The sequence below is a fragment of the Dechloromonas sp. ZS-1 genome (assembly GCF_039649255.1).
Taxonomy (GTDB): Bacteria; Pseudomonadota; Gammaproteobacteria; order Burkholderiales; family Rhodocyclaceae; genus Azonexus.
The window spans coordinates 305288-329348 of sequence record NZ_JBDIYD010000002.1 but is presented as its reverse complement, the minus strand read 5'-3'; the positions used below and the strand labels follow the sequence as shown (position 1 = coordinate 329348).

Sequence of the window (24061 nt, the reverse complement as noted above, 5' to 3'; positions counted from 1 at the left end):
GCGTTTGCAGAGGGGTGGTCACTGTTTCATCTCAATTCATCATAAGGAGACAACCGTGACTCACCCCTTCCGCAAGCTTACCCTCATCGGCGCCGCCTTGACCGTTGCCGTGGCAACGACCCAGGTTCTGGCGCACGGGGATGTCGTGCCGCAGGCTGTCGATACGACCGGCCTCAAGGCACTGGGGGCCGAATTCCTGGCCAGCAACCCCTACCGTAAAAACGCCACCGCCATCCGGATCGGGGATTCTGCCTTTAACCAGAACTGTGCCCGCTGCCATGGCCTGGGCGCCATCTCCGGCGGGATCGCGCCGGATCTGCGCTATCTGCCGCTGGGCGACGAGGGCGACGAGGTTTTCCTGCAGCGCATCCGCAAAGGTTCGGTGCGTGACGGCCGCGTCTATATGCCCCCGTTCGAGGGCACCCTGAGCCAGGAAGCGATGTGGGCGATTCGTGCCTGGCTGGAGACGGTCCATGAAGAATGAGCGCCGTCTCTGGCTGAAGGGCCTGGCCGCGCTTCCCCTGGCGGCCGCCTTGCCGGCGCGGGCCGACGGGCTCACGCGTGTTCGTCAGCAAGGACGCTTGCGGGTGGCGGTCTACCGCGATTTCGCGCCCTATTCGATGAGCGGCGGCAAAGGGGTCGATGCGGACATCGCGCGTGCCTTGGCCGCCCGTCTCGGTGTCGCGGCCGATGTGGTGGCCTATACCGCCGATGAGGACATGAACGACGACCTGCGCAACATGGTCTGGAAAGGGCATTACCTCGGTACGCAGCCTGCCGATGTGATGATGCATGTGCCGGTCGATCGCAAGCTGGCCGAAGCCAATGACAAGGTCCGGATTTTCGGGGCCTATCATCGCGAAACCCTGGCCATGGCGCGTAATCCGGCCCGTGTGCCGACGGCGCCGCAAGGCTCCGCAGCCGTGGCCCTGGAAGCCTTTACCCGTGAAAAAATCGGTGTCGAGACTGCCACGATGGCGGATTCCTTCCTGCTGTCCGTGCTGAATGGCCGTCTGCGTGAGCAGGTGGTGCATTTCAAGAATGTGGGCGAGGCAGCGACAGCACTCGCGGCCGGCCGCATTGCGGCTGTCCTGGCGCCGCGCGGGGAGTTGGAAGCTGCGGTGGCCGGTCAGGCCGGCGTGGTGCTGGACGCCTGCCGCCTGCCTGAGCTGCCGACCGATGGCTGGCCCCTCGGCATGGCCGTGAAGGTCGAAGAGGATGCCCTGGCCCATGCTTTGGGCGACGCCCTTGCCGACCTCAAGCGGGATGGCAGTCTGGCCGCCATCTTTGCCCGTTACGGCATTACCTACATGCCCGCCTGAGAGGTTCGTCATGCGTCGAAATACCCTGTGTGCAGCCTTGTTCGCCACGCTGGCCTGGCCGGTCTGGGCTGAACTGGCTTATGTTCCGAACGAAAAATCGGCCACGCTCAGTCTGATCGATACCACGCGTGATGCCGTGGTGCACACCGTCCCGGTCGGGCAGCGCCCGCGAGGCATTGCCGTCGGGGCTCAGCATGTCTATCTGACGGATGGCAAAAGTGGCAGCCTGATGATCGTCGACCGCAAGCGGGGCGAAACGCTGGACACGCTGCGCCTGGGCGATTCGCCGGAAGGGGTCAGCCTCTCACCGGATGGAAAACTGCTGGCGGTGGCGATCGAGGATGACAATGCAGTGCACCTCGTCTCGACGGTCAACCGTCGGGAAGTGGCCAAAATCAAGGTGGCCGGGAAAAATCCGGAACATGCGGTGTTCAGCCCGGACGGTCGCTGGCTCTATGTGAGCGCCGAGGAGGCCGAACAGGTGGACGTGATCGACCTGCGTAGCCGGCGTCAGACGGCGACCATCCCGGTTGGTAAGCGCCCGCGCGGGATCGGTTTCCTGCCCGATGGGCGTCTGGCCTATGTGGCATGCGAACTGGCCGGCAAGGTCTACGCCGTGGATACCCAGACGCAGCGCGTCGTGGCCGAGATTGCGGTCGGCCAGTATCCGAACGGGATTGCCGTGCATCCGGATGGCAAGCGGGTTTTTGTCTCCAATGGGCGGGATGGTTCCGTGATGGCCATCGATGTCGCGACGCAGCAGGTGAGTGCGACGGTCACCGTCGGTAAGCGGCCCTGGAACATGGCGCTGACGGCGCTTGGCGACAAGCTCTACGTCGCCAATGGCCGTTCCGGTACGGTGTCGGTCATCGATACCACCAGTTTTTCAGTCCTGAAAGACATTGAAGTGGGCGAATTGCCTTGGGGAGTGGCCGTCCGATGAGTCTTCAACGTTATCGTTTGCCGGCCATGCTTCTGCACTGGGCCCAGGCCGCGCTGATTCTCTGGCTGCTCTGGCTGGGCTGGACCATGGTCGATCTGCCCAAGGGGGCTGAGCGCAGTGCGGCCTACAACCTGCACAAGTCGCTGGGGCTGCTTTCCTTGCTCGTCGTGGCCTGCCGTCTCGGCTGGCGCTGGCGGGGCGCACCGCCGCCCAGTCTGGCGCACGGGAATTTGGCGCGGGTGGCGACCTGGGTGCATCGTGGCTTGTATCTGTTTTTACTGGCAGCGCCGTTGGCCGGTTTTCTGGCCTCGTCCTTCACGCAGTATCCGGTGAAATTCTTTGGCTGGCCGTTGCCTCGGCTGTTTGCGCCTGACGAAACCTGGAATGCCACGTTCAAGTCCCTGCATTTTGCCTTTGTCTGGGGGGGCTGTGGCTTGTTGCTGCTTCATCTGGCGGGCGTAGTGCGTCACCAACTGGCCGGGCAGCCAGTGCTGCAGCGCATGTTGCCCGCTCGCCTGTTCAAGAAATGAACACCTGCTCCATCGTGGAGCAGATGTTGCCGGCGTGGTCAGGCTGCTCGGTGCAAGGTGCTGCGCTTGAGGTAGCGTAAAAACTCTTCAAGCTGCAGGGGCCGGGAAAAATGGAAGCCCTGATCAGCATGGCAACCATGCGCGGCGAGAAAGGCCTCTTGTGCAGCGTTTGCTCAGGTTCATCATTTTTATCAGGAGCAACCATGTCGATGCGGTATTGATCGCCGGCTTGGCTGGCATCCTGCCGCAAACGCTTGTAGTCGCTCAAGCGGCCATCAGCGATCTTCAGGCTCGGGGCTTGAAGCCCTTGTCTGAGGCTGATTTGCGTGCCTTGTTGCCGGGCAATACGCTGTACCACGTGAACGCAGCGAAGGGCATCAAGGTGCCGTTGTTTTATGCTCAGGGCGGCAAACGTTATGTTCGCTTGCGCGGAGAGGTGCTGGAGAGCGCCTGGCGCATCGAGGGTGACCGTGTTTGTGAGTACAGCGTTGTCCTGAAGCGGGATGTGTGCCGCAGTCTGTACCGTTTTGAGGGGGGCGGTGCCGTCTGTGACGAGGGGCGTCCGCTATGCGACTACGGTCTTGAGTGGGCGGCTGGCAACCCGGAAGGCTTGGGGCAATGACGCCAAGTGCTTTGTTGCAATGCAAAATCAAAGCCGGATTTAAATCGGTTTCGGATTGTTGAATTATCCGTTACAAGGCGTTACCAAATAGTTTTTGTGTATTGTTGCGTCGCACAAAAAACTCGTGAATAATAGAACCCATGTCTCCTCCATCCTCTTTATTGGAATGGATTTAAGCCCGCGTTCAACGTGGGCTTTTTTTTGTCCTGATTGGCCGCAGCGTTACAGCGACAAAATCCACTGGATGGCGGCTTTCAGATCGTCATCGCTGATCTTGTCCGGATCGTGCGGGATCATCGGGACCTCGCCCCAATTACCGGAGCCGCCCTTGCGGACTTTTTCGAACAGTTTGCCCGGGGCCTTCGGGTCGTTACGGTATTTGGCGGCCACGTCGCGATAAGCCGGACCGACGCGTTTTGCATCGACCACATGGCAGGCCACGCAACGGGCTTTCTTGACGATGGCCTCGCTGGCCTGGAGCGGTGCGGCGCTCAGGCAGACGGCAGCGAAGCTCAGCATGCTCAGTTTTTTCATGATTCGGGTCTTTCTAGAGAGTCAAACCAGTCCGGCGGCCTGGAGTTCTGCCCATTCCGCATCGGTGAACAGGCGCGATCGGGTCAGGAAGGACTTGCCGGTACTGCCTTCCAGGGAAAAGTTTTCGCTGTGGCCGACCGCCACATCGATGATCAGCTGGGTGTGTTTCCAGTACTCGTACTGCCCGGCGCTGATGTAAAACGGTACATCCCCGATATCGCCCAAATGCACGTCGTAGGCACCGATCGTGAGATCGGTCGGCAGGTAGCAGTTGGGCGCACTGTTGTCGCAGCAGCCGCCAGACTGATGGAACATCAGGGCGGGGCCGTGCTGTGCCTTGAGTTCATCGATCAGGGCCAGTGCTGCCGCAGTGGCGATGACACGTTCAACCATACGAGTCTCCTGTTTCCGTAAAAAAGAGGGGGCGGTTGCCCGCCCCCGAAACATTGCCCGCAAGCATCGAAACCTGGGCAAATGGAGGAGATGGCTGGTCGCCGGGCAAGGCGTCGTCGCGTCCAGTCGGGCGCGACGACCGCACCGGCGGTGAAGGGATCAGAAGAAGCCCAGCTTGGTCTCGGTGTAGGAGACGAGCAGGTTCTTCGTCTGCTGGTAGTGGTCGAGCATGACCTTGTGGGTCTCGCGGCCGATACCGGATTCCTTGTAGCCGCCGAAGGCAGCGTGCGCCGGGTAGGCGTGGTAGCAGTTGGTCCACACACGGCCGGCCTGGATGGCACGACCCATGCGGTAGGCGACGTTGCCGTTGCGGCTCCAGACACCGGCGCCGAGGCCGTAGAGGGTGTCGTTGGCGATGGCCAGCGCTTCGGCTTCGTCCTTGAAGGTGGTCACGGCGAGTACCGGCCCGAAGATTTCTTCCTGGAAGATGCGCATCTTGTTGTGGCCCTTGAACAGCGTCGGCTGGATGTAGTAGCCGCCTTCGATGTCGCCACCGAGGTGAGCGCGCTCACCGCCGATCAGCACTTGTGCGCCTTCTTCCTTGCCGAGGGCAAGGTAGGACTGGATCTTGTCCATCTGCAGCTGCGAGGCCTGGGCACCGATCATGGTTTCGGTATCGAGCGGCGAGCCCTGCTTGATCGCGGCCACGCGCTTGAGGCAGCGCTCGATGAAGGCGTCGTAGATCGATTCCTGGATCAGGGCGCGGCTCGGGCAGGTGCACACTTCGCCCTGGTTGAAGGCAAACAGCACCAGACCTTCGATGGCCTTGTCGAGGAAGCCGTCGTCCTTGTCCATCACGTCGGCAAAGAAGATGTTGGGCGACTTGCCGCCGAGTTCCAGGGTGGCCGGGATCAGGTTGTTGGCAGCGGCCTGGGCGATGACGCGGCCGGTGGCGGTGGAGCCGGTGAAGGCGATCTTGGCGATGCGCTTGCTGGTGGCCAGCGGCATGCCGGCTTCGCGGCCGAGGCCATTGACGATGTTCAGTACGCCCGGCGGCAGCAGGTCGGCGATCAGTTCCATCAGGATCAGGATGGAGATCGGGGTGGATTCGGCCGGCTTCAGGACGACGCAGTTGCCGGCGCCGAGGGCCGGGGCCAGCTTCCAGGCGGCCATCAGGATCGGGAAGTTCCAGGGAATGATCTGGCCGACGACACCGAGGGGCTCATGGATGTGGTAAGCCATGGTGTTTTCGTCGATTTCCGAGATGCCGCCTTCCTGCGAGCGCAGGCAGCCGGCGAAGTAGCGGAAGTGGTCGACGGCGAGCGGGATGTCGGCGTTCAGGGTTTCGCGGATCGGCTTGCCGTTATCGACGGTCTCGGCATAGGCCAGCAGTTCGAGGTTGGCTTCGAGGCGGTCGGCAATCTTGAGCAGGATGTTGGAACGGGTCGTCGCGTCGGTCTTGCCCCACTTCGGGAAGGCGGCGTGGGCGGCATCCAGGGCCAGTTCGATGTCTTCGGCGGTGGAGCGGGCAGCTTGGGTATAAACCTTGCCATTGACCGGGGTCAGGACGTCGAAGTACTCGCCCTTGACCGGCGGCGTCCACTTGCCGTTGATGAAGTTGTCGTATTTTGCCTTGTAGGCAATCTTGGCGCCGGCGGTGCCAGGGGCTGCGTAGATCATGTTTGTCTCCATCTGGTATTGAGTGTTTGCGAACAGGTCGAGCCGCACGCAGCGCCGAAGGGAGGGAGTCGGAGATCCGGCACCGCGCTGGCTCGTGCCACCTTATTCGCAGGGGGCGTGCCAGCTTGGAGAAAAATGTGATCGGTATTTATAAATACCTTTTAAATCAATGTTTTAAAATTTCATCCTTGGGTGTTTGACGTTTTCTGCCGGTGCGCCTGACAGGAAGCAGCTGTTCTGTCTGGAGCAGTTGTTCAGATTTGGAGCAGCACTGCTCCATGGCATTTCAGCAGTCCACAGCAAAACGCCCTGCCGGGCGTGTCCGGGCAGGGCGTTGGGGGTGAAATGCGCCGAAATCGGCGCTCAATCAGGCAAAAATCAGTTCAGCACAGCCCACTTGCCGGCATTGAACTGGTACAGGGAGATGCCGCCAAAGCGGTTGTCGCCCTTCGGATCGAAGGCCACGGTGCCGGTGACGCCCTTGAAGTTGACCTTCTGCAGTTGCGGCAGGTATTTGGCTGGATCGGTCGAATTGGCCAGCTTCATGGCTTCGATCAGCGCATTGGTGGCATCGTAGGCGTAGGGGGCGTAAAGCTGCACATCGGTGTTGAAGCGCTGCTTGAAGCGGGTCTTGAACTCGCTGCCACCCGCCATCTTTTCGATCGGTACGCCGGCCTGGGTGCAATACACATCGGCGGACATGGCCTGGGCCGCGAGCTTCAGCATTTCGCTGGTGCACACGCCGTCACCGGACAGGAACTTGACGTTCAGGCCCAGTTGCTTGATCTGCTTGAGCATTGGTGCGCCCTGGGCATCCATGCCGCCGTAGAAAATGGCATCCGGCTGCTTGCTCTTCAGGCGGGTGAGCAGGGCGGTGAAGTCGACGGCCTTGTCGGTCGTGTATTCACGGGCAATGACCGTGACGCCCAACTTCTTCAGGTTGTCGGCGAGGGCATCGCCCAGGCCCTGGCCGTAGGCGGTGCGGTCATCGACGATGGCGATTTTCTTGGCCTTGAGCACGTTGACCGCATACTTGGCCATGGCTTCGCCTTGCTGGAAGTCATTGGCGATGACGCGGTAGGCGACCTTGAAACCCTGTTGGGTCAGCTTGGGGCTGGTTGCGGACGGGGTGATGGCGGGAATGCCACCCTGTTCGTAGATCGAGGCAGCCGGAATGGCGGCGCCGGAAGTCACGTGACCGACCACACCCTTGACGTTGGCGTCGACCAGACGCTGGGCAACGACGGTGGCCTGACGCGGATCGGCCTGGTCATCCTCGGACATCAGTTCGAAACGGATCTTCTGGCCGTTGATGGTGACGCCCTTGGCATTCGCATCGTCCAGCGCGAGGCGGGTGCCGAATTCCTCATCCTTGCCGACGTGGGCGATCGGGCCGGTCAAGGGGCCGGCGAAGCCGATTTTGACAACGGTTTGAGCCAGGGCCGTGGTGGACGCCAGGGTGCCGATACAGGCGATGGCGAGGGCGATTTTCTTCATGCTGTGTCCTTTTCAGGCAAAAGGGTGCCGCTTGGGCGGCGAACTTCAAAAACACGATTTTTGTTCAGTTTTTCGCTAATTTGATTGTTAATTGATTGGTTAAATCCTGCTTTCGTGCAATATAGTTTCGTTTTTCTTTTATTGAACGAAATATGGTTGCAAACCAAGGGTTTTCCCTCGATTCCGTCGATCTTGAAATCCTGCGTCTGCTGCAAGCCGATGGCCGCATGTCGAATGTCGCGCTGGCCGAGCAGGTGAATCTGTCGCCGCCGGCTTGCCTGCGTCGTGTGCAGCGCCTGGAGCAGGCGGGGGTCATCGACAGCTATGTGATGCTGGTCAATCAGGAGAAGCTCGGCAAGCGCACCAATCTCTTTGTCGAGATCAGCCTGCAGAGCCAGAGCGAAGAAGCGTTGCGCGCCTTCGAGAAAGCCGTGGCCGGCTGCCCGAACGTGATGGAGTGCTATTTCATGTCGGGCGACGTGGATTACCTGCTGCGGGTGATCGCCGAAGATCCGCAGGATTACGAGCGGGTCTATCGCCGGCATTTGTCGCGCCTGCCGGGCGTGGCGCGGATCAAGAGCAGCTTTGCGCTGCGTACGGTGTCGAGACGGACCTCGATCGATGTCTGAGGCAGGGCATTTGCCTGCCTGAGTCCATGGGAGGCAGGCCGTCCCGGAGCAGTCCGGGCTGGCCTGCTGGAACTTATTCGCGGTAGAAACCGACGCCGATCAGGCTGTCCTGCTCGCGACGGATGAAGGTCCGCTTTTGCTCTACGGCGTTGGTCACCGGGTTGCGCCAGACATAGTCGACCGTGCCTTCACCCTTGGTTTTGGCCAGCTCGATCATGTCCTGCACCAGCGGGCGCCCTTCGACATCGTGCAAGCTGCTGGCATCGGTGCCGGTCAGCTTGGGATTCATGCCGTGTGCTTCGAATTTGCCTGTTTTCAGATTCACGGCGAAAACATAAAGATCGTCACGGACAAAGGGGCTGCGGACGTTATTGAAACTGCTGAAGGCTTTGGTGCTGCCGCTACGGCGCATCTGGGCGCTGGCGGCATCGAGCATTTTTCGGGCATCCTCGGCCGTTGACCGGGGCGCGTAATAGCCCACCCCGAGAATGTATTCCCCCTCGCGATGCAGCCAGGCCACCTTGGGCTCCACGTGGTTGCTCTTGCGGTTGAGCCAGACGTAACGGATCTTGGCTTCCGCTTGCTTGTCGGTGATGGCGATCATTTCGCGGAAGAGCGGGTTGCCCGCCGCATCGACGCTATCGAGCACCTTCAGGCCGACCAGCGCTTCCGGTGCCGCGCCGTTGGCGACATAGGTCCCCTGACGGTCGATCACATAGACATACAGATCCTTGCGGACAAAAGGGCCCTTGCGGTTGTTGAACGCAGCCCAGGCCTTGTCCGGGCCGTTCGCCTGAAGATAGCGCACGGCCTGGTCAAACAGGGCGCGGGCTTCGCGCGGGGTGGCGTGGTCGGCGGCCTGGGCGGCTACCGCAGCAAGGGCAAGTGCGAGCCCGGCAAGCAAGGGGCGGATCGAGCGTGATGTCATGAGTGTCTCCGTTTTTGCATGAAAGAAAGGTCAGCTGGCACTCGGCATCGTGACCAGGCCGTGCCGAGCCGCTAGATGCAACAGCTTGAAATCGGTTTCCGCATCGAGTTTTTGGCGGATCAGAGAGAGATAGTTCAGGATGGTCTTGGGGCTCAGGTGCATGGACTGAGCGATGTGCAAGGCCGATTCGCCATGCGCCAGTAGGCGCAGGACTTCAAATTCACGTGGCGTCAGGTGTGAGAAGGGGCGCTCCCCCTCGATGGCTTCATCGGCCAGGATTTGGGCAATTTCAGGTGAAAAAGCCCGTTGACCGCCGGCCACCTTGCGGATGGCCTCGATGACCCGTTCCGGCTCGCTGTACTTGGTCAGATAGCCGAGGGCGCCGCTACGCAGGGCTTGGGTGACGTGGCCGGCACCTTCGTGCATCGACAGCACCAAGATACGGGTACGCGGCGCGCGGCTGAGTATCCGCCGAATGGCTTCAATGCCGCTGCTGCCGCGCAGGCTGAGGTCGACAACCGCCACGTCGGGCATTTGCTCGACGGCCAGCGCATAGGCTTCGTCGGCGCTCGCTGCTTCTCCCACGACCTGGAAGCCAGGTTCACTGCCGAGCAAACGACGATAGCCCGAGCGTACGACAGCGTGGTCATCGACCAGAATGATGCGGATCATGCTTCCTCCTCGCGTTCCGTTTCCTGTGCCCGGTGCGGCAAGCGGACATCGAGCCGCAATCCGTGCGGCACGGTGCTGCTCACAGTCATGCTGCCGCCCGCCATGGCAACCCGTTCTTCCATACCCAGCAATCCCCCTCGCCGGGCGATACCGACCTCGGGCAAGCCCTTTCCGTCATCCTCGACCCGCACGTGCAGGCCGTACGGGTCATGCCCGACGTCAATCCGGCACTGCGTGGCACCGCTGTGCCGGACGACATTGGTCAAGCCTTCCTGGACGATCCGGTAGATGACCAGCGCTTCTTGTGCATCGACGGTTGGCAGCGCAGGCGCGATCAACAGTTGAAACTCGATGCCGGTATCCCGGTGCTGCCAGCCATCCACCAGATCGCGCAGGGCGCTGTTCAGTCCTGCAGCATCCAGCCCATGCGGGCGAAGGCGCTTGAGCATGTGGCGTAACTGCTCGCCAATCTGACGGACATCCCGCTTGAGTTCGCCGGCACAGTCGGTGATCTGATGCGCGTCGAGCTGTTCGGCATTACGTTCCAGATAGGCGGCCGTCAGACCGATGGCTGTCAGGCTTTGACCCAGGTCATCATGCAATTCCCTTGCCAGCGTCTGGCGTTCGTTTTCCTGGACACTCAGGAGGTCTCGAGCCAGTTGCTGGCGTGCGGCGCGGGCCGTCTCCAGCGTACCGGCCAGCGTGTTGATAGCCTGTGCAACACGGCTGAATTCCCGCAGAGAAAAGGCGGGCAGAGGGCTGGGCTGGGCGTCGGCCAGACGCAAGAGGCCGGCCTCCAGATCGCGTACCGGGGTCAGCGCACGATCCGCTGCCCACCAGGCGGCGAGCAGGGTTGCTCCAGAATAGAGCAGTAGGGTGATGCAAAGTCGAACAGTGCTCGCCAAACGCTCCTCGATTTCCGATTGCGGGTTGGGGGCAATCCAGAACTGATGTTCCCCCAATCGGATCATGTGTGCCGTACTGGTGAGCGGTGTGCTACCCAGCAGGCGGGCGAGGGGGGCGTGATCGTCGGGCTGCAACGCTTCGGGCCGGGTCGCAATCTTGATGTGGCGGAAACCGGCATCGCGCAACTGGTTTTCGAGCTCGCTCGCCGAGTGCGCGCCCTGTTGGCTTGCACTGACCAGAAAGGTGACCAGCCGTTCCGAGGCCGAGACTTCGGTACGGATGTCGCTGAGCAGCGAGTGCAGGCTGATCGCCGCCGCCATCAGCAGCAAGCCGGTGAGCAGGCAGCCCAGCCAGAGCAGAAGTCGTTTACGCAGATCCATGTGTGGCCCGGTTCAAGTTGATGACACACGGCTCTGCAGGTTTCGTACCGGCACCGTCAGTGACTCGGGAAAATTTCCCGGATTGCGCGGGCGTCCCTCCCAAGACAGGCGCAAAAGCGGCTTCCTATACTCGCCCCACCTGTCGTGAGCGACGGGTGAGCCCGAGCCAGACGAGCCAAACGGGCCTGACGAACCACATCCGGAGACAATCAAGATCATGACTACCCCACGCCACTCCCACCGCCAGACCCTGCTTGCCGGCCTGGTTGCCCTTGCCTGCGCTTCGCCCGCACTGGCCGGGAAGACCGTCAGCTGGGAAGACATCCTTAACGACGACAAAACGCCCGGTGACGTGCTTTCTTACGGCCTTGGCCTGAAGGCGCAGCGCCACAGTACGCTGACCAAAATCAATACGAAGAACGTTGAGAATCTGGTGCCGGCCTGGAGCTTTTCCTTCGGCGGCGAAAAACAGCGCGGGCAGGAGGCCCAGGCGCTGGTGCACGATGGCGTGATCTACGTTACCGCCTCCTATTCGCGCATCTTCGCGATTGATGCGCGCACCGGCAAACGCCTGTGGGAGTACGAGGCCCGCTTGCCGGACGACATCCGTCCCTGCTGCGACGTGATCAACCGGGGCGCCGCGATTTACGGCGACAAAATCTATTTCGGCACCCTCGATGCGGCCATCGTCGCACTCAACAAGGACACCGGCAAGGTCGTCTGGCGCAAGAAGTTTGGCGACCACAAAGTGGGTTACACGATGACCGGTGCCCCGTTTGTCGTGAAGGACCAGAAGAGTGGCAAGGTGCTGCTGGTGCATGGCTCGTCCGGCGACGAATTCGGTGTCGTTGGCTACCTCTTTGCCCGCGATCCGGAGACCGGTGAGGAAGTCTGGGCGCGGCCGATGGTCGAAGGCCACATGGGCCGTCTGAACGGGAAGGAAAGCACCCCGACCGGCGACCCGAAGGCGCCGAGCTGGCCGGAAGGGCCGGATGGCAAGAAGGTCGAAGCCTGGCACCACGGCGGCGGTGCACCGTGGCAAACCGCCAGTTACGATGTGGATAAGAACATGGTCGTGATCGGCTCCGGCAACCCGGCGCCGTGGAACACCTGGCACCGGACCAAGGAAGGCGACGATCCGCGCAACTGGGACAGCCTGTTTACCTCAGGTCAGGCCTATGTCGACGCCAGCACCGGCGATTTGAAGGGCTTCTACCAGCACACCCCGAATGACGCCTGGGACTTCTCCGGCAATAACTCGGTCGTGCTCTTTGAGTACAAGGATCCAAAGACCGGCAAGCTGGTCAAGGCCTCGGCCCACGCCGACCGCAACGGCTTCTTCTTCGTCACCGACCGCGAGAAGCTCTCCGAGGGCGCTGGCTACCCGAATAAACCGACCTCGCTGATCGGCGCCTGGCCGTTTGTCGAAGGCATCACCTGGGCCAAGGGCTTCGACCTCAAGACCGGTAAACCGATTGAGGCCGACAACCGGCCGCAATTGCCCAAGGGAGGGGCCGAGAAGGGTGAGTCGATCTTCGTCTCGCCACCCTTCCTGGGGGGCACCAACTGGATGCCGATGAGCTATAGCCCGCAGACCGAGCTGTTTTACATCCCTGCCAACCATTGGGCGATGGACTACTGGACCGAAAAGCTGACCTACAAGGCCGGCAACGCCTATCTTGGCCAAGGTTTCCGCATCAAGCGTCTGTTTGACGACCACGTTGGTACCTTGCGCGCCATCGATCCCAAGACCGGCAAGATCGCCTGGGAACACAAGGAGAAATTCCCGCTCTGGGCCGGCACGCTGACCACTGCCGGCGGCCTGGTGTTCACCGGCACCTCTGATGGCTATGTCAAAGCCTTCGATGCCAAGAACGGCAAGGAACTGTGGAAATTCCAGACCGGCTCCGGCGTGGTTTCGGTGCCGATCACCTGGGAAATGGACGGCGAGCAGTTTGTCGGTATCCAGTCCGGATACGGTGGCGCGGTGCCACTCTGGGGCGGCGACATGGCCGATCTGACCAAGCAGGTGACGCAGGGCGGCTCGATGTGGGTGTTCAAGCTGCCCAAATCGGCCAAGCGCTGAGCGGCCAATGATCTGGGGCGGAGTGCTGCGCAGTCGGGTAGTGCTCCGGGCGGGGCCGGTGCTGCATGGGTGCCGGCCCAGTCATTTTATTTACCGGGTCCAGCGCACGTGGCTGGCGCCCGCGTCCATCAGGAGCTTGCTATGCGGCGGTGTCTTGCCATTCTTGTCCTGTTTTTGCCGTTGACCGTCGTTGTTGCTGAAGAGCCGCAAGTGATCAACGGTTGCGGCCTGTGGCCACATGCCCAATGCCGGGGCGCTGACTTGCGCCACGCCAATCTGGCCGGGAAGAACCTGGCCGGGGCCGATTTTTCCGGCGCTTTGCTGGTCCGCGCCAACCTCACTGGCGCCAATCTGGCCGGGGCTAATTTTGACGGTGCCGATCTTACTGCGGCCCGTCTAACCAAGGCGGCAGCGCCTACCGCGACCTTTCGCGGCGCGCGATTGGTCGGCGCCGACCTGGAGTTTGCCCGCCTGTTCCGTACCGATTTCAGCGATGCTGACCTGACGGGGGCCAACCTCGAAGCGGCCAAGGCCAACTTCGCCTGGTTCAAGGGCGCACGCCTGAGCAACAGCAATTTGCAGGAAGCTAAATTCTTTACCGTCAATCTGCGTGGTGCCGATATGAGCGGCAGCTATCGGCGCTTTACGGTATTCCAAGATGCCGATTTCGAGGGCTGCACTGGCTGCCCGGACCCCAAGGACTGGTGAGGAGACTATGTTATTCCGTGGATTTTTCTGCGGCCGCCGTGCGGCGGCGCTTCTATTGGGTCTGGGCTTTGCGACAGGGGCGTTGCGGGCCGAGGTCGCGCAAGCCCCGCAGGTCGATGCTGCTGCACTCCCCTCGCTCGGTAAGGCATGGCAGGCAGCCAATCCATACCGCGGGCAGTTCGCTGCCGAAACGGCCTTGCCGCTGGGTCAGGCTGCCTACAACCAGGCCTGCGCCCGTTGCCACGGCGCCGACGCCAGCACCAACGCCGCACCCGCGCCCGATCTGCGTAACCTCAACCGCAGCTGCCGCCGCATCGAAGATGCAGACCTCAAAGCCTGGTGCCTGCGCGACAACGACACCTACTTCGCTAAAACTGTGCGTCAGGGCAAGGTGATCGTTGGCGTCACCCACATGCCGGCCTGGGAGGGCATCCTGCCTCAGGAGCTAGCCTGGGCAATCCAGCTCTTCATCGAGAATCAGGCGCAGAAGCGCTGAAGCGCTTGTTGGGCCGGGCACGGTCGACCACAGAAAATGCCATTTTTCACCTGTCGACTGCGAGTGGTCAGTCCGGTGGCTCAGTCGGCGGCAGGTGCCCGCCACGAGCAGCGGAGTACGTGCAGCATCAGCCCAATCGCCGGCAGGGCCCAGAGCAATGCCAGTAAAAACGGCGAGGTCAGGACCGACACCCCGCCGAGCAGTGTGCCAAGCAGTAGCAGCGGCTTCGGTGCGCGATTGTCCTTGATCCAAAACCCGAGCATGAGCAGATACACCGCCCAGGCCGCCAGCCACAGCGGGGCTTGGGTCCGCCAGCTGACGGCCAGTGCCAGCCAGGAAAAAGCGGTACATATCACGGCAGCGAGGAGGCGGTAGGGCATTCGGGTGCAGGGCTGGGGTGTTGTATTTGACAAGGGCCTGCGGTGAGGGGGCAGCTGGCCGGAAAGTCCGTAAGCATACACCTCGGGGCTGGTGCGCCTGGTTATACCCTCTGTGCGTGCAGCCAAAAAAAACGGCCCCGCTGCCGCAGCAGGGGACCGTTGAAGCAGGGCGGAGGGAAGCCGCCCCGAGGGGAGAGTCGGGTTAGCCTTTGTGCAGCTTGAACACCCAGACGGAACCGCCTTGCTCGAGGTAGTTCACGCGTTTTGCAACGTCGCCGCCCCACAGTGGCACGGCGCCGCCCCAGCCGGTGACGACGGCGATCATCTGCTCGCCATCCTGTTCCCAGGTCACCGGCGGTGCGACGATGCCGGTGCCGGTCTGGAAGGACCACAGTTCCTTGCCGGTCTTGGCATCGACGCCCTTCAGATAGCCTTCCGGGGTGCCATAGAAGACCAGGCCGCCGGCGGTGGTCAGGACGCCACCCCAGAGCGGGGCGTAGTTCTTGTTTTCCCAGACGATCTTGCCGCTGGCCGGATCGACGGCGCGCAGCACGCCGATGTGGTCGTCGTTGAGCGGTTTGATCGTGAAGCCGGCGCCGAGGTAGGCAGCGCCCTTCTTGTAGGCTACCGGCTCGTTCCAGATGTCCATCGCCCATTCGTTGGCCGGGACGTAGAAGAGACCGGTCTGCGGGCTGTAGGCCATCTGCTGCTGGTTCTTGCCGCCGAGGAAGGACGGGGCGGAGAAGACGACCTTGCCCTTCTTGCCGTCGGCCTCATCGGCCGGATTGCCCGGGCGGCCTTCCGGCGTGTAGATCGGGCGGCCGGTGGTCATGTCGTAGCCGGTGGCCCAGGTGATCTTCTTCAGGAAGGGGAAGGCATTGAGCAGCTTGCCGTTGGTCCGGTCGTTCACGAAGAAGAAGCCGTTGCGGTCGGCCTTGCCGCCTGCCTTGATCAGCTTGCCGGTCTTCGGATCCTTGTAATCGAAGGAGACGAATTCATTGACGCCGTCGAAGTCCCAGCCGTCGTGCGGGGTGTTCTGGTAGTGCCAGACGATCTTGCCCGTATCGGCGTCGATGGCGACGGTGGAGGAGGAGAAGAGGTTGTCGCCCGGGCGCAGGTGGCTGTTCCACGGGGCCGGGTTGCCGGTGCCGGCGAAGATCAGGTTGGTTTCCGGATCGTAGGTGGCGCCGTTCCAGGTGGCCGCGCCGCCGGTTTGCCAGAGGTCACCTTCCCAGGTGGCGTTGGTGGTGCCGGAAATGCCGTTTTCGACCTTTTCGCCGTCCTTGAAGGTGTAGCCCATGTGGCCTTCGACGGTCGGACGGGTCCAGACCAGCTTGCCGGTCAGCGGATCGCGTGCGTCGACGCGGCCGACAATGCCGAATTCACCGCCGGAGACGCCGGAAATCAATTTGCCCTTGGCGATGATCGGTGCGGCGGTCAGCGAATAGCCGGCGGCGTAGTCGCCGACCTTTTCTTTCCAGACGACCTTGCCGGTGTTCTGGTTCAGTGCGACCAACTGGGCATCCAGCGTGCCGAAGATGACCAGGTCGCCGTAGAGTGCGGCGCCGCGGTTGATCACGTCGCAGCAGGGCATGATGCCGTCCGGCAGACGGTGTTCGTACTTCCACAATTTCTTGCCCGTCTTGGCGTCGACCGCAAAGAGTCGGGAGTAAGAGGCGGTGACGAACATCTTGCCGTTGTGGATGACCGGTTGCGATTCCTGGCCGCGCTGCTTTTCGCCACCGAAGGACATCGACCAGGCGGGGACGAGGTTTTTCACCGTCTTGGTGTTGATCTGGGTCATCGGGCTGAAGCGCTGGCCCTGCGTGCCCATACCGAAGCTGACCACGTCGCCGTTGGTCTTGGCGTCGTTCAGGATGTCAGCATCGGTGACGCCGGCCTGCAACGCCGGCGCGGCGAGCAGGGCGCCGGTGAGGGCGATGGCCAGGGCGGAACGCCGAAGGGGATTGGTTTTGTGCATGGAATGTCTCCTGTTTTTTGCGAAACCGGCGGCGAAACGCCGCACGCGCGTCCTTCCGGTTTGAGCTGGGGACTCGTGACGAAAGTGGGCTGCAGGCTGCAAACGGCGTGCCACGCCCGGCAAGATCGGCGAAAACCCTTGTTGCTGCGGGGCTTGCGGGCTGGCGGGGGATGTTGCCCGGGGGCTGATCAGCGCCGCGCGATACAGTCCGCTGCTGCGTTGAGCAACAGCTGTTCAAATGTGGAGCAATTGGCGGATCAATTTGCCCTATGCCGGCGGGTTGACCGTCGGAAAGCCTTGCTGGGCGGGGGCTTGGCTACTTTTGTCGAAAACGTGGCATACCCTTTGCAGTTGTCTCCCCGACATTCCCCGTATCGAGGGAAATCGGAGAGAGACATCCATGAAGTACCCCCTGAGTATTGCGGCCATCGCGCTGATGGCGCTGATGCCGCCCGCTGAAGCAGCGTCGCTCGCCGAGCGCGGCGATCCGCTGGATTCTGCCCGCTGGGCCGACATGCATCGGCACATTCTGGGCAATGCACCGGTCCTCTTCGATCCGCGCGTCAAGGTGATCGCCCCCTCGCTGGCGGAGAACCCGCTGCAGGTGCCGGTCAGCGTCGATGCCTCGGCGCTGGCCAAGGTCGAGGAAGTGATTGTCTTCGCCGACTTCAATCCGATTGTCGAAATCCTGCGTTTTTATCCGGAGGCGGTGCCGGCCATGCTCGGCTTTCGCGTCAAGCTGCAGCAATCGACGCCGGTGCGGGCGGCCGTGCGCACGGCGGACGGGATCTGGCATGTCGGCGGTACCTGGGTGAATACGGCGGGCGGCGGCTGCACCACGCCCTCGCTCGGGTCCGGCTCGCCGGCCTGGCAGTCGCGCTTGAACGAGGTGTCTGCCCGCCAGTGGTCGACCGGGCCGAATGCCGGACGTTTGCGTCTGAAAATCGTGCATCCGATGGATACCGGCCTGGTTGCGGGCATTCCCTCCTTTTTCCTCGACGAGATCACCCTGCGCGACGTCACGGGCAAGCCCCTCATGCGCCTGAAGCCCGCCGAGCCCGTGGCGGAAAACCCCGTCTTCACGCTGGGTGGCCTGGGCGAAACGCCGGTCGAGATCCTGGGGCGGGACAACAACGGCAATACCTTCTCGCAGCGGGTCGCCCCATGAGCCGCCTGCTGCTGGCCGGCTGGTTCGGGCTGTGTGCGTTGTTCGGCACGGTTCAGGCACAGGATTTCGACTATGGCCTGGTGCCGCAGCCGGTGGCGCCCGGCGTCTATGTCCTGATCGGCAAGACCGAGGACTTCGATACGCGGAACGGCGGCAATATCGTCAATACCGGCTTCATCGTCGACCGCGAGGGCGTCATCGTGATCGACAGCGGGCCCTCGCGCCGTTATGGCGAGCAGTTGCGTGCAGCCATGCGTCGCATCACCCCCCTGCCGCCGGTGCTGGTCATCAATACCCATCATCACCCGGATCATTTTCTTGGCAACCAGGCTTTTGCCGATGTGCCGATTGCGGCCTTGCCTGTCACGCGTCAGGGCATTGCAGCCGAAGGCAATGCCTTTGCCGACAACCTCTACCGCCTGAGCGGCGACTGGCTGAAGGGGACCGAACTGCGGGCGCCTGATCGCGACCTCGCCGCCGGCAGGCTCGACGTGGCCGGACGCCGTCTTGAACTGGTGGCGCTCGACGGCCATACCGGGGCCGATCTGGTTGTGGTCGATCGCGAGAGCGGGGTGGTCTTTGCTGGTGACCTCGTTTTTCACGAGCGGGCGCCGACCACGCCGCATGCCGACATTGCCCACTGGCTGGCCGCGCTGAATCGGCTTGAGGCGCTCACCCGCGAGGCCGGCTTCCGTTTTCTGGTGCCGGGGCATGGCCCGGTCAGCCGCGATGCGACCCCGATTGCCCAGACCCGGGCCTGGTTGCAGTGGCTGGCCCGCCGTCTGGAAGACGATGCGCGGGCCGGGCTGGACATGAGTGAAGTCATGCGCCAGCCGCTGCCGCCCGCGCAGGCCCGCTTGCCGCTCGCACAGCGCGAGTTCGAGCGCGCCGTCGAACACCTGTTCCCGGCCATCGAGGCCCGGGTGCTGGCGGAGAAACCCTGATGTTCCCGACGGTCGACCGGCGTTTCGGGCTGATTTTCAGCCTGTCGCTGGCCGCACATGCGGCGGCCTTGCTCGGCCTGCCCGGTCTGGGCGCGGCCCGCCCGCAGACTGCGCCGGCTGCCCTGGCCGATGCCGCCCCGGCATCCCGCATCAGCGTGCGTTTGCTGGCGCTGGCGTCGTCCGCGCCTGTCCCTTCGGCGACCACGGTTAATCCGGCTCCGCCCATGCCGCTCGCGCCGGTGGCGCGGCGGGTGCTCAGCAGCCCGCGGGCTGCGCATTCCCAGCCGCCTCTGCCGGTCGCAGCGGTCCAAGCGACGTCGCCGGTGCCGAGCCAGCCGAGGTCATCGGGGCCGCACCCCGGCGAGCCGGCGGTCACGCCGCCTGCGCCCGTCCTCGCCGTGGCGACGCAATCCACCCAACCCGCTGCACCGGCCCCGAGCAGCGAGGCCATGCTCGATGCCTACCGTCGCCAGCTGAATGCCCTGGTCTCCGCCCCACGCGATTACCCGCGCCTGGCCGCCTTGCGCGGCTGGGAGGGCGAGGTCCGGCTGCGCCTGCGCATCGCCCGCAAGGGCAATTTGCTCGCCGTGCAGCTGGATCGCTCCAGCGGCTTTGAGGTGCTCGACCAGCATGCCCTCGCGCTGCTCGGTCAATACGGTGATTTCCCCCCGCTGCCCGAACGTTGGGAGGGCAGCGATCTCCAGGTCGTCATTCCCATCCACTACAAACTCAAAAAAACAACATGAAGAGACAAACCCCATCCCCGCGCCGCCTGGCGCTGCTCACCGCGCTGGCCTGCTCGGCGCTCTCTGCCCAGGCTGAGCAAGCCTTGATCTTATCGACGGTCGATGTGGTCGGCACGACGCCGCTGCCCGGCATCGGCCTGCCGCGAGACGTGCTGCCGGCACCGGTCCAGCGCCTCGACGAGAGCGCCCTGGCGGCCCGCCCCGGCGGCAGTCTGGCCGATCTCATGGGCCAGCAATTGAATGGGGTTTTCCTGAACGATGTGCAGGGCAATGCCTGGCAGGCCGACGTGAATTTTCGCGGCTTCACGGCCTCGCCCTTGCTGGGGACGCCGCAGGGTTTGTCGGTTTATCTCGATGGGGTGCGTCTGAACCAGCCCTTTGGCGATGTGGTGAGCTGGGACCTGATTCCCCGTTCGGCCATCGCCTCGCTCGACCTGATGCCGGGTTCCAACCCGGTGTTCGGCCTGAACACCCTGGGCGGTGCCTTGTCCTTGCAGACCAAGAGCGGCCTCACGCATGCCGGCAGCGCCGTGGAAGCGGGGCTGGGCAGCCACGGCCGGCAGTCCCTCTCGCTGGAGCACGGTGGCCGCAACGAACAGGGGCTGCACTGGTTCGTCACCGGCAATGCGACCCATGATGCCGGCTGGCGTGAAAGCTCGCCGAGCCATCTCGGCCAGGTTTTCGGTAAACTGGGCTGGCAGGGCGGGGCGACCGATCTCGCGCTCAGCGTGGCCGTGGCGCGCAATACGATGACCGGTAACGGCCTGCAGGATGTGCGTCAGCTCGCCAGTAATTGGCAGGGCGTGTATTCGAAGCCCGACGAGACGCGCAATCGCTCGATTTTCCTTAATCTCGAAGGCAAACACAGCCTGAATGCGGACACCTTGCTCTCGGGGAATGTGTATTACCGCCGTATCCGGACGAGCACCTATAACGGCGACATCAACGAGGATTCGCTGGATCAGTCCGTATACCAGCCCAGCCTGGCCGAGCGTAATGCCCTGGCGGCAGCGGGCTACAGCGGCTTTCCCGCTGCCGGTGCCAATGCCGGCAATACGCCTTTTCCGTACTGGCGCTGTATCGCCAATGTGCTCCTGGCCGACGAGCCGGCCGAAAAATGTAACGGCCTGATCAACCGCACCGAAACCGTGCAGAGCAACTATGGCTGGACGGGCCAGCTGACCCGCCTGGGCGAGATCGCCGGGCATCGCAACCAATGGACGCTGGGGGCGGGCTATGACGCCAGCCGCATGCACTTCAAGCAAAGCGCGCAGTTTGGTTACCTCAATCCCGACCGCAGCATCACGCCGGTCAACGCCTTTGCCGACGGGACCTACACCGACGACAACGGCGATCCGATCGACAGCCGGGTGGACCTGCAGGGCCGGACGCGGACCTGGAGCGTCTTTGCCACCGATACCCTGAGCCTGTACGACCGCCTGCACCTCACCCTCTCCGGGCGTTACAACACGACCACCGTGGTCAATCGCGATCAACTGGTGCCGGGCGGGCAAAAGGGCTCGCTGGATGGCGATCACCATTTCAGCCGCTTCAACCCGGCCGTCGGTCTGGCCTATGCCGCCTTGCCGACGCTGACGCTCTATGCCGGCTACAACGAAGGCAGCCGTACGCCGACCGCCGTCGAGCTGGGCTGTGCCGATCCGGCCAACCCCTGCAAGCTGCCCAACGCCATGGCCGGCGATCCGCCGCTCAAGCAGGTGGTGACGCGCACCTGGGAAACCGGCCTGCGCGGTGGCAACAGCCAGTTCCGCTGGCATGCCGGCCTGTTCCGTGCCGAGAACACCGACGACATCCTGTTTGTCGCCGGGCAGGCCAACGGTTTCGGCTACTTCCGCAACTTCGGCAAGACCCGCCGTCAGGGCGCCGAACTGGGCAGCAGCGCCCGTCTTGGCCGGGTTCAGCTGAGCGCCGATTACGCCTTCCTGGACGCGACCTTCCAGAGTGCCGAAACCGTCAATGGGGCGGCCAACAGCAGCCAGGACGCCAATGGCAACATCGCCATCCGGCCGGGCGACCGCATGCCCTTGATGCCGCGTCATCAACTCAAGTTGCGCGCCGAGTGGCAGGTCACCGGCCAACTGGCCCTGAATCTGGGCATGCAGGCTTTCTCCGACAGCCTCGCGCGCGGCAACGAGAACGGTCAGCATCAGCCGGACGGCGTGCGCTACCTCGGCAGCGGCCGCGTGCCCGGGCATGCCGTGTTCGATCTCGGTGCGAAATACCGCCCCACCCAGGCGTTGACCGTATTCGGCTCGATCAACAACCTTTTTGACCGCCGCTACGCCAGTGCCGCCCAACTCGGGGCCACCGCGCTGACCGCCAATGGCAATTTCATCGCCCGTCCGTTCTCGGCCAGCGGCGACAACACCACGCTGCTGCACAGCACCTTCCTCGCCCCGGGCGCACCGCGTACCTTCTGGTTGGGGATGCGCTATGCGTTCTGATCGGGGCGGCTCATGTTGACCCGGCTTTCCGCCTGGCGATGCCGGGATGGGCGTCGGGGTCTCAGCCTGCACTGGCGGGTCGGGCTCCTGCTGGCCGGGCTGTGTAGCGTGCTTGGCATTGCCCTCGCCGCTGCCTGGCAGCATGGCACACGGCACAGCATCAGCGAGGAGGTTGAGGCCGCCACGCGGGTCGCGGCGCAGTGGCTGCTGGTCATGCGCGATGAGTGGGTGACGCTGTCGCCGGATGCCCGTGAGGTACGGGTGCTCACGGCGGCACGCCAGATCGGGCGGATCCGGGCGAATGCCCTGGAAATCCACCGTGGCGACACGCGCCTCTACGTCTCGCCGCCTTCGTCCTACAAGCAGGGTCGGCAGGCCCCCGCATGGTTTTCAGCGCTCCTGACGCCGCCCCTGTCGCCCAGAAGCATGGTGGTGGGCGATCTTGAACTGCGTTTGCTGCCGGATGCGTCACGGGCGGTCCTCGATGCCTGGGATGATCTGCTCCTGGTGGCCGGCTGGGGCGGCATGCTCCTCCTCGCTTTACTGTTTGCCCTGCGCTGGGCCCTGATGCGTGCCCTGCAACCGCTGGCAGCCGTCGGTCAGGGCCTGGAAGCCATGGGCAACGGGCGTTTCGATACGCGCCTGCCGGCATTTGCGCCCCCCGAACTGGCGCGTCTCTCACGGGCCTTCAATGGCATGGCCGATCGCCTGACACAGGCGGTCAACGACAACGTTCGCCTGGAAACCGAACGAGAGCTCGCGCAATGTCTGCAACAACGCCTCTCCGCCGAGCGCAAGGAAATCGCGCAGGAGTTGCACGACGAACTGGCGCAAGGCATCACCGGGGTGCGTGCCCTGGCCGGGGCCATTGTCCAGCGCTGTGCAACCGCACCGGCGCTGCGCGTGCCTGCCGAGGCCATCATCGCCAGTACCGGCGACATGCAGGAAGGGGTGCGCCGCATCCTGCATCGCCTGCATACGCCGGATGCCTTGCTCGGTGCGCCACAGGCCCTGCTGCAGCCCTTCTGCCAGACCTGGTCCGAGCGGCATCCCGAGATCGCCCTGCATACGCAGTTTGCGGGCGACCTGCCCGCCGTAGGCGAAGACCTGGCGGCATGCCTTTTGCGTGTGGTGCAGGAGGGCCTGACCAATGTCCTGCGTCATAGCCGGGCGAGCGAAGTGGTGATCAGTCTGGACGTTCAGGCCGCTCACCTGGTGCTCTCCATGACCGACAACGGGACGGGGCGCACACCGTCTGCCGTCGGTTTTCCGGGCAGCGGCCTCGGCCTGGCCGGGATGCGCGAGCGGGTCTGTCGCTGGGGCGGGAGGCTGGAGACTGTTTCCCGGCCGGCCGGGGGCTTCAGCATTCAGGCTGTTTTTCCGATTTTTGCGAAGGAAACCGTATGAAAACCGATCTCAAAGGGCTGCGTCTGGTACTGGCCGATGATCACGCCGTGGTTCGCCTGGGTTTTCGTCTGTTGCTCGAAGGGGCCGGTGCCTGCGTGCTGGCCGAGTGTGAAAACGGCGAACAGGCGGTGCAGGCCTGCCTGGCCGAGCAGCCGGATGTGCTGGTGATGGATGTCTCGATGCCGGGGCTCGGTGGCCTGGGGGCGCTGGAGCGCCTGCTGGCGCATCAGCCGGGCGCGCGCGTGCTGATCGTCTCGGCCCATCATGATGACATCGTCCCCGTGCGCGCCTTGCGTCTCGGGGCCCGGGGTTTCCTGTGCAAGCGGGCCAGCCCGGATGAGTTGCTGCGCGCCGTGGCTCAGGTGGGGGCGGACCGTCGCTATCTCGACCCCGATCTGGCGCAACAGGTGGCCCTGGCCCAGCTCAACGACCGGGCCAGCCCGCTCGAAGCCCTGACCGACAAGGAAATGTCGGTCTTCATGAAGCTCGCCGAAGGCCATTCCGTGCAGGATGTGGCCGGGGACTTCAAGCTCAGTCCGAGCACGGTCGGGACGCATCTCTATCACATCAAGCAGAAGCTCAACGTCCGCAACGCCGCCGAACTCACGCTCCTGGCCATGCGCAATGGTTTGATCGAGGCGTGA

Annotated in this window: 25 protein-coding genes; 15 read left to right on the top strand and 10 right to left on the bottom strand. The window is 63.4% G+C overall.

The features are described 5' to 3' along the window. The first annotated feature begins 55 nt into the window (after positions 1 to 55). The 4 genes from pedF to AACO21_RS04380 are packed head-to-tail and all read left to right on the top strand — an operon-like array spanning position 56 to position 2795. Positions 56 to 484: a cytochrome c-550 PedF gene (gene pedF, locus AACO21_RS04395; RefSeq protein WP_346191276.1), complete on the top strand. Its 429-nt coding sequence runs from the start codon at positions 56 to 58 to the stop codon at positions 482 to 484. Further along, on the top strand, positions 474 to 1322 hold the full coding sequence (locus AACO21_RS04390; protein WP_346191275.1) for a transporter substrate-binding domain-containing protein: 849 nt from the start codon (positions 474 to 476) through the stop codon (positions 1320 to 1322). Before pedF ends, AACO21_RS04390 begins: the two co-directional genes overlap by 11 nt. A gap of 10 nt (positions 1323 to 1332) precedes the next feature. Further along, positions 1333 to 2265 carry a beta-propeller fold lactonase family protein gene (locus AACO21_RS04385; protein WP_346191274.1) on the top strand — a complete coding sequence of 311 codons (933 nt, stop codon included), beginning with the start codon at positions 1333 to 1335 and terminating at the stop codon, positions 2263 to 2265. After that, entirely contained in the window at positions 2262 to 2795 is a 534-nt protein-coding gene (locus AACO21_RS04380; RefSeq protein WP_346191273.1) for a cytochrome b/b6 domain-containing protein, read from the top strand. The genes AACO21_RS04385 and AACO21_RS04380 overlap by 4 nt, the downstream gene beginning before the upstream one ends. Here AACO21_RS04380 and AACO21_RS04375 read toward each other — a convergent pair. Beyond that, positions 2785 to 3063 carry a hypothetical protein gene (locus AACO21_RS04375; RefSeq protein ID WP_346191272.1) on the bottom strand — a complete coding sequence of 93 codons (279 nt, stop codon included), beginning with the start codon at positions 3061 to 3063 and terminating at the stop codon, positions 2785 to 2787. The genes AACO21_RS04380 and AACO21_RS04375 overlap by 11 nt on opposite strands. Before the next feature lie 30 nt (positions 3064 to 3093). Between AACO21_RS04375 and AACO21_RS04370 the strand changes: the two genes are divergently transcribed. After that, on the top strand, positions 3094 to 3417 hold the full coding sequence (locus AACO21_RS04370) for a hypothetical protein (protein WP_346191271.1): 324 nt from the start codon (positions 3094 to 3096) through the stop codon (positions 3415 to 3417). Positions 3418 to 3639: 222 nt separating this feature from the next. Here the strand turns inward: AACO21_RS04370 and AACO21_RS04365 are convergent, their stop codons facing one another. The 4 genes from AACO21_RS04365 to AACO21_RS04350 all read right to left on the bottom strand — a co-directional run bounded on the left by AACO21_RS04365 (position 3640) and on the right by AACO21_RS04350 (position 7521). Continuing rightward, positions 3640 to 3951: a c-type cytochrome gene (locus AACO21_RS04365; protein WP_346191270.1), complete on the bottom strand. Its 312-nt coding sequence runs from the start codon at positions 3949 to 3951 to the stop codon at positions 3640 to 3642. Positions 3952 to 3972: 21 nt separating this feature from the next. Then, the gene (locus AACO21_RS04360; protein WP_346191269.1) at positions 3973 to 4344 is read right to left on the bottom strand and encodes a DUF779 domain-containing protein; all 372 of its coding nucleotides are present in this window, start codon (positions 4342 to 4344) and stop codon (positions 3973 to 3975) included. A 159-nt stretch (positions 4345 to 4503) separates the two neighbouring features. Next, positions 4504 to 6024 (bottom strand): aldehyde dehydrogenase family protein, encoded by a 1521-nt coding sequence (locus AACO21_RS04355; protein WP_346191268.1) that lies wholly within the window; start codon positions 6022 to 6024, stop codon positions 4504 to 4506. Positions 6025 to 6402: 378 nt separating this feature from the next. Further along, the gene (locus AACO21_RS04350) at positions 6403 to 7521 is read right to left on the bottom strand and encodes a branched-chain amino acid ABC transporter substrate-binding protein (protein WP_346191267.1); all 1119 of its coding nucleotides are present in this window, start codon (positions 7519 to 7521) and stop codon (positions 6403 to 6405) included. Between the two features lie 152 nt (positions 7522 to 7673). Between AACO21_RS04350 and AACO21_RS04345 the strand changes: the two genes are divergently transcribed. Beyond that, positions 7674 to 8150 (top strand): Lrp/AsnC family transcriptional regulator, encoded by a 477-nt coding sequence (locus AACO21_RS04345; protein WP_346191266.1) that lies wholly within the window; start codon positions 7674 to 7676, stop codon positions 8148 to 8150. 73 nt (positions 8151 to 8223) lie between these two features. Here AACO21_RS04345 and AACO21_RS04340 read toward each other — a convergent pair whose 3' ends face one another. From AACO21_RS04340 to AACO21_RS04330, 3 genes are read right to left on the bottom strand one after another with little or no spacing between them, the layout of a single operon-like run. Next, entirely contained in the window at positions 8224 to 9078 is an 855-nt protein-coding gene (locus tag AACO21_RS04340; RefSeq protein WP_346191265.1) for a cache domain-containing protein, read from the bottom strand. 30 nt (positions 9079 to 9108) lie between these two features. Beyond that, positions 9109 to 9750, bottom strand: coding sequence for a response regulator transcription factor (locus tag AACO21_RS04335; protein WP_346191264.1), 642 nt, complete (start codon positions 9748 to 9750; stop codon positions 9109 to 9111). After that, the gene (locus tag AACO21_RS04330; protein WP_346191263.1) at positions 9747 to 11036 is read right to left on the bottom strand and encodes a sensor histidine kinase; all 1290 of its coding nucleotides are present in this window, start codon (positions 11034 to 11036) and stop codon (positions 9747 to 9749) included. The genes AACO21_RS04335 and AACO21_RS04330 overlap by 4 nt, the downstream gene beginning before the upstream one ends. A 217-nt stretch (positions 11037 to 11253) precedes the next feature. On the opposite strand from AACO21_RS04330, the gene AACO21_RS04325 reads away from it, so the two are divergent. The 3 genes from AACO21_RS04325 (at position 11254) to AACO21_RS04315 (ending at position 14326) form a co-directional block, all read left to right on the top strand. Continuing rightward, positions 11254 to 13122, top strand: a complete 1869-nt coding sequence (locus tag AACO21_RS04325; protein WP_346191262.1) for a methanol/ethanol family PQQ-dependent dehydrogenase — start codon at positions 11254 to 11256, stop codon at positions 13120 to 13122. Positions 13123 to 13263: 141 nt separating this feature from the next. Beyond that, on the top strand, positions 13264 to 13830 hold the full coding sequence (locus tag AACO21_RS04320) for a pentapeptide repeat-containing protein (RefSeq protein WP_346191261.1): 567 nt from the start codon (positions 13264 to 13266) through the stop codon (positions 13828 to 13830). A gap of 7 nt (positions 13831 to 13837) precedes the next feature. Next, positions 13838 to 14326, top strand: coding sequence for a c-type cytochrome (locus tag AACO21_RS04315; protein ID WP_346191260.1), 489 nt, complete (start codon positions 13838 to 13840; stop codon positions 14324 to 14326). A gap of 80 nt (positions 14327 to 14406) precedes the next feature. On the opposite strand, the gene AACO21_RS04310 is transcribed toward AACO21_RS04315, so the two are convergent. Further along, positions 14407 to 14706, bottom strand: a complete 300-nt coding sequence (locus tag AACO21_RS04310) for a hypothetical protein (protein WP_346191259.1) — start codon at positions 14704 to 14706, stop codon at positions 14407 to 14409. Between the two features lie 202 nt (positions 14707 to 14908). Continuing rightward, positions 14909 to 16687 (bottom strand): PQQ-dependent methanol/ethanol family dehydrogenase, encoded by a 1779-nt coding sequence (locus tag AACO21_RS04305; protein ID WP_346191258.1) that lies wholly within the window; start codon positions 16685 to 16687, stop codon positions 14909 to 14911. 400 nt (positions 16688 to 17087) lie between these two features. Here AACO21_RS04305 and AACO21_RS04300 point away from each other — a divergent pair, with 400 nt between their 5' ends. From AACO21_RS04300 to AACO21_RS04275, 6 genes are read left to right on the top strand one after another with little or no spacing between them, the layout of a single operon-like run. Beyond that, positions 17088 to 17855 carry a quinoprotein dehydrogenase-associated SoxYZ-like carrier gene (locus AACO21_RS04300; RefSeq protein WP_346191257.1) on the top strand — a complete coding sequence of 256 codons (768 nt, stop codon included), beginning with the start codon at positions 17088 to 17090 and terminating at the stop codon, positions 17853 to 17855. Next, positions 17852 to 18799, top strand: coding sequence for a quinoprotein relay system zinc metallohydrolase 1 (locus tag AACO21_RS04295; RefSeq protein ID WP_346191256.1), 948 nt, complete (start codon positions 17852 to 17854; stop codon positions 18797 to 18799). Before AACO21_RS04300 ends, AACO21_RS04295 begins: the two co-directional genes overlap by 4 nt. Next, entirely contained in the window at positions 18799 to 19545 is a 747-nt protein-coding gene (locus AACO21_RS04290) for a TonB family protein (protein WP_346191255.1), read from the top strand. The genes AACO21_RS04295 and AACO21_RS04290 overlap by 1 nt, the downstream gene beginning before the upstream one ends. After that, positions 19542 to 22010 carry a TonB-dependent receptor gene (locus AACO21_RS04285; protein ID WP_346191254.1) on the top strand — a complete coding sequence of 823 codons (2469 nt, stop codon included), beginning with the start codon at positions 19542 to 19544 and terminating at the stop codon, positions 22008 to 22010. Before AACO21_RS04290 ends, AACO21_RS04285 begins: the two co-directional genes overlap by 4 nt. A gap of 12 nt (positions 22011 to 22022) precedes the next feature. Beyond that, complete coding sequence (locus AACO21_RS04280) at positions 22023 to 23417, top strand: ATP-binding protein (protein WP_346191253.1); 1395 nt, start codon at positions 22023 to 22025, stop codon at positions 23415 to 23417. Then, positions 23414 to 24061: a response regulator gene (locus tag AACO21_RS04275; protein ID WP_346191252.1), complete on the top strand. Its 648-nt coding sequence runs from the start codon at positions 23414 to 23416 to the stop codon at positions 24059 to 24061. Before AACO21_RS04280 ends, AACO21_RS04275 begins: the two co-directional genes overlap by 4 nt.

What these genes read in the sequence shown, in the direction of transcription:
- AACO21_RS04390 (WP_346191275.1), top strand. Translation starts at nt 474, where the DNA reads ATGAAGAATGAGCGCCGTCTCTGGCTGAAGGGCCTGGCCGCGCTTCCC.
- AACO21_RS04385 (WP_346191274.1), top strand. Translation starts at nt 1,333, where the DNA reads ATGCGTCGAAATACCCTGTGTGCAGCCTTGTTCGCCACGCTGGCCTGG.
- AACO21_RS04380 (WP_346191273.1), top strand. Translation starts at nt 2,262, where the DNA reads ATGAGTCTTCAACGTTATCGTTTGCCGGCCATGCTTCTGCACTGGGCC.
- AACO21_RS04365 (WP_346191270.1), bottom strand. Translation starts at nt 3,951, where the DNA reads ATGAAAAAACTGAGCATGCTGAGCTTCGCTGCCGTCTGCCTGAGCGCC.
- AACO21_RS04360 (WP_346191269.1), bottom strand. Translation starts at nt 4,344, where the DNA reads ATGGTTGAACGTGTCATCGCCACTGCGGCAGCACTGGCCCTGATCGAT.
- AACO21_RS04355 (WP_346191268.1), bottom strand. Translation starts at nt 6,024, where the DNA reads ATGATCTACGCAGCCCCTGGCACCGCCGGCGCCAAGATTGCCTACAAG.
- AACO21_RS04350 (WP_346191267.1), bottom strand. Translation starts at nt 7,521, where the DNA reads ATGAAGAAAATCGCCCTCGCCATCGCCTGTATCGGCACCCTGGCGTCC.
- AACO21_RS04345 (WP_346191266.1), top strand. Translation starts at nt 7,674, where the DNA reads ATGGTTGCAAACCAAGGGTTTTCCCTCGATTCCGTCGATCTTGAAATC.
- AACO21_RS04340 (WP_346191265.1), bottom strand. Translation starts at nt 9,078, where the DNA reads ATGACATCACGCTCGATCCGCCCCTTGCTTGCCGGGCTCGCACTTGCC.
- AACO21_RS04335 (WP_346191264.1), bottom strand. Translation starts at nt 9,750, where the DNA reads ATGATCCGCATCATTCTGGTCGATGACCACGCTGTCGTACGCTCGGGC.
- AACO21_RS04330 (WP_346191263.1), bottom strand. Translation starts at nt 11,036, where the DNA reads ATGGATCTGCGTAAACGACTTCTGCTCTGGCTGGGCTGCCTGCTCACC.
- AACO21_RS04325 (WP_346191262.1), top strand. Translation starts at nt 11,254, where the DNA reads ATGACTACCCCACGCCACTCCCACCGCCAGACCCTGCTTGCCGGCCTG.
- AACO21_RS04320 (WP_346191261.1), top strand. Translation starts at nt 13,264, where the DNA reads ATGCGGCGGTGTCTTGCCATTCTTGTCCTGTTTTTGCCGTTGACCGTC.
- AACO21_RS04315 (WP_346191260.1), top strand. Translation starts at nt 13,838, where the DNA reads ATGTTATTCCGTGGATTTTTCTGCGGCCGCCGTGCGGCGGCGCTTCTA.
- AACO21_RS04310 (WP_346191259.1), bottom strand. Translation starts at nt 14,706, where the DNA reads ATGCCCTACCGCCTCCTCGCTGCCGTGATATGTACCGCTTTTTCCTGG.
- AACO21_RS04305 (WP_346191258.1), bottom strand. Translation starts at nt 16,687, where the DNA reads ATGCACAAAACCAATCCCCTTCGGCGTTCCGCCCTGGCCATCGCCCTC.
- AACO21_RS04300 (WP_346191257.1), top strand. Translation starts at nt 17,088, where the DNA reads ATGAAGTACCCCCTGAGTATTGCGGCCATCGCGCTGATGGCGCTGATG.
- AACO21_RS04295 (WP_346191256.1), top strand. Translation starts at nt 17,852, where the DNA reads ATGAGCCGCCTGCTGCTGGCCGGCTGGTTCGGGCTGTGTGCGTTGTTC.
- AACO21_RS04290 (WP_346191255.1), top strand. Translation starts at nt 18,799, where the DNA reads ATGTTCCCGACGGTCGACCGGCGTTTCGGGCTGATTTTCAGCCTGTCG.
- AACO21_RS04285 (WP_346191254.1), top strand. Translation starts at nt 19,542, where the DNA reads ATGAAGAGACAAACCCCATCCCCGCGCCGCCTGGCGCTGCTCACCGCG.
- AACO21_RS04280 (WP_346191253.1), top strand. Translation starts at nt 22,023, where the DNA reads ATGTTGACCCGGCTTTCCGCCTGGCGATGCCGGGATGGGCGTCGGGGT.
- AACO21_RS04275 (WP_346191252.1), top strand. Translation starts at nt 23,414, where the DNA reads ATGAAAACCGATCTCAAAGGGCTGCGTCTGGTACTGGCCGATGATCAC.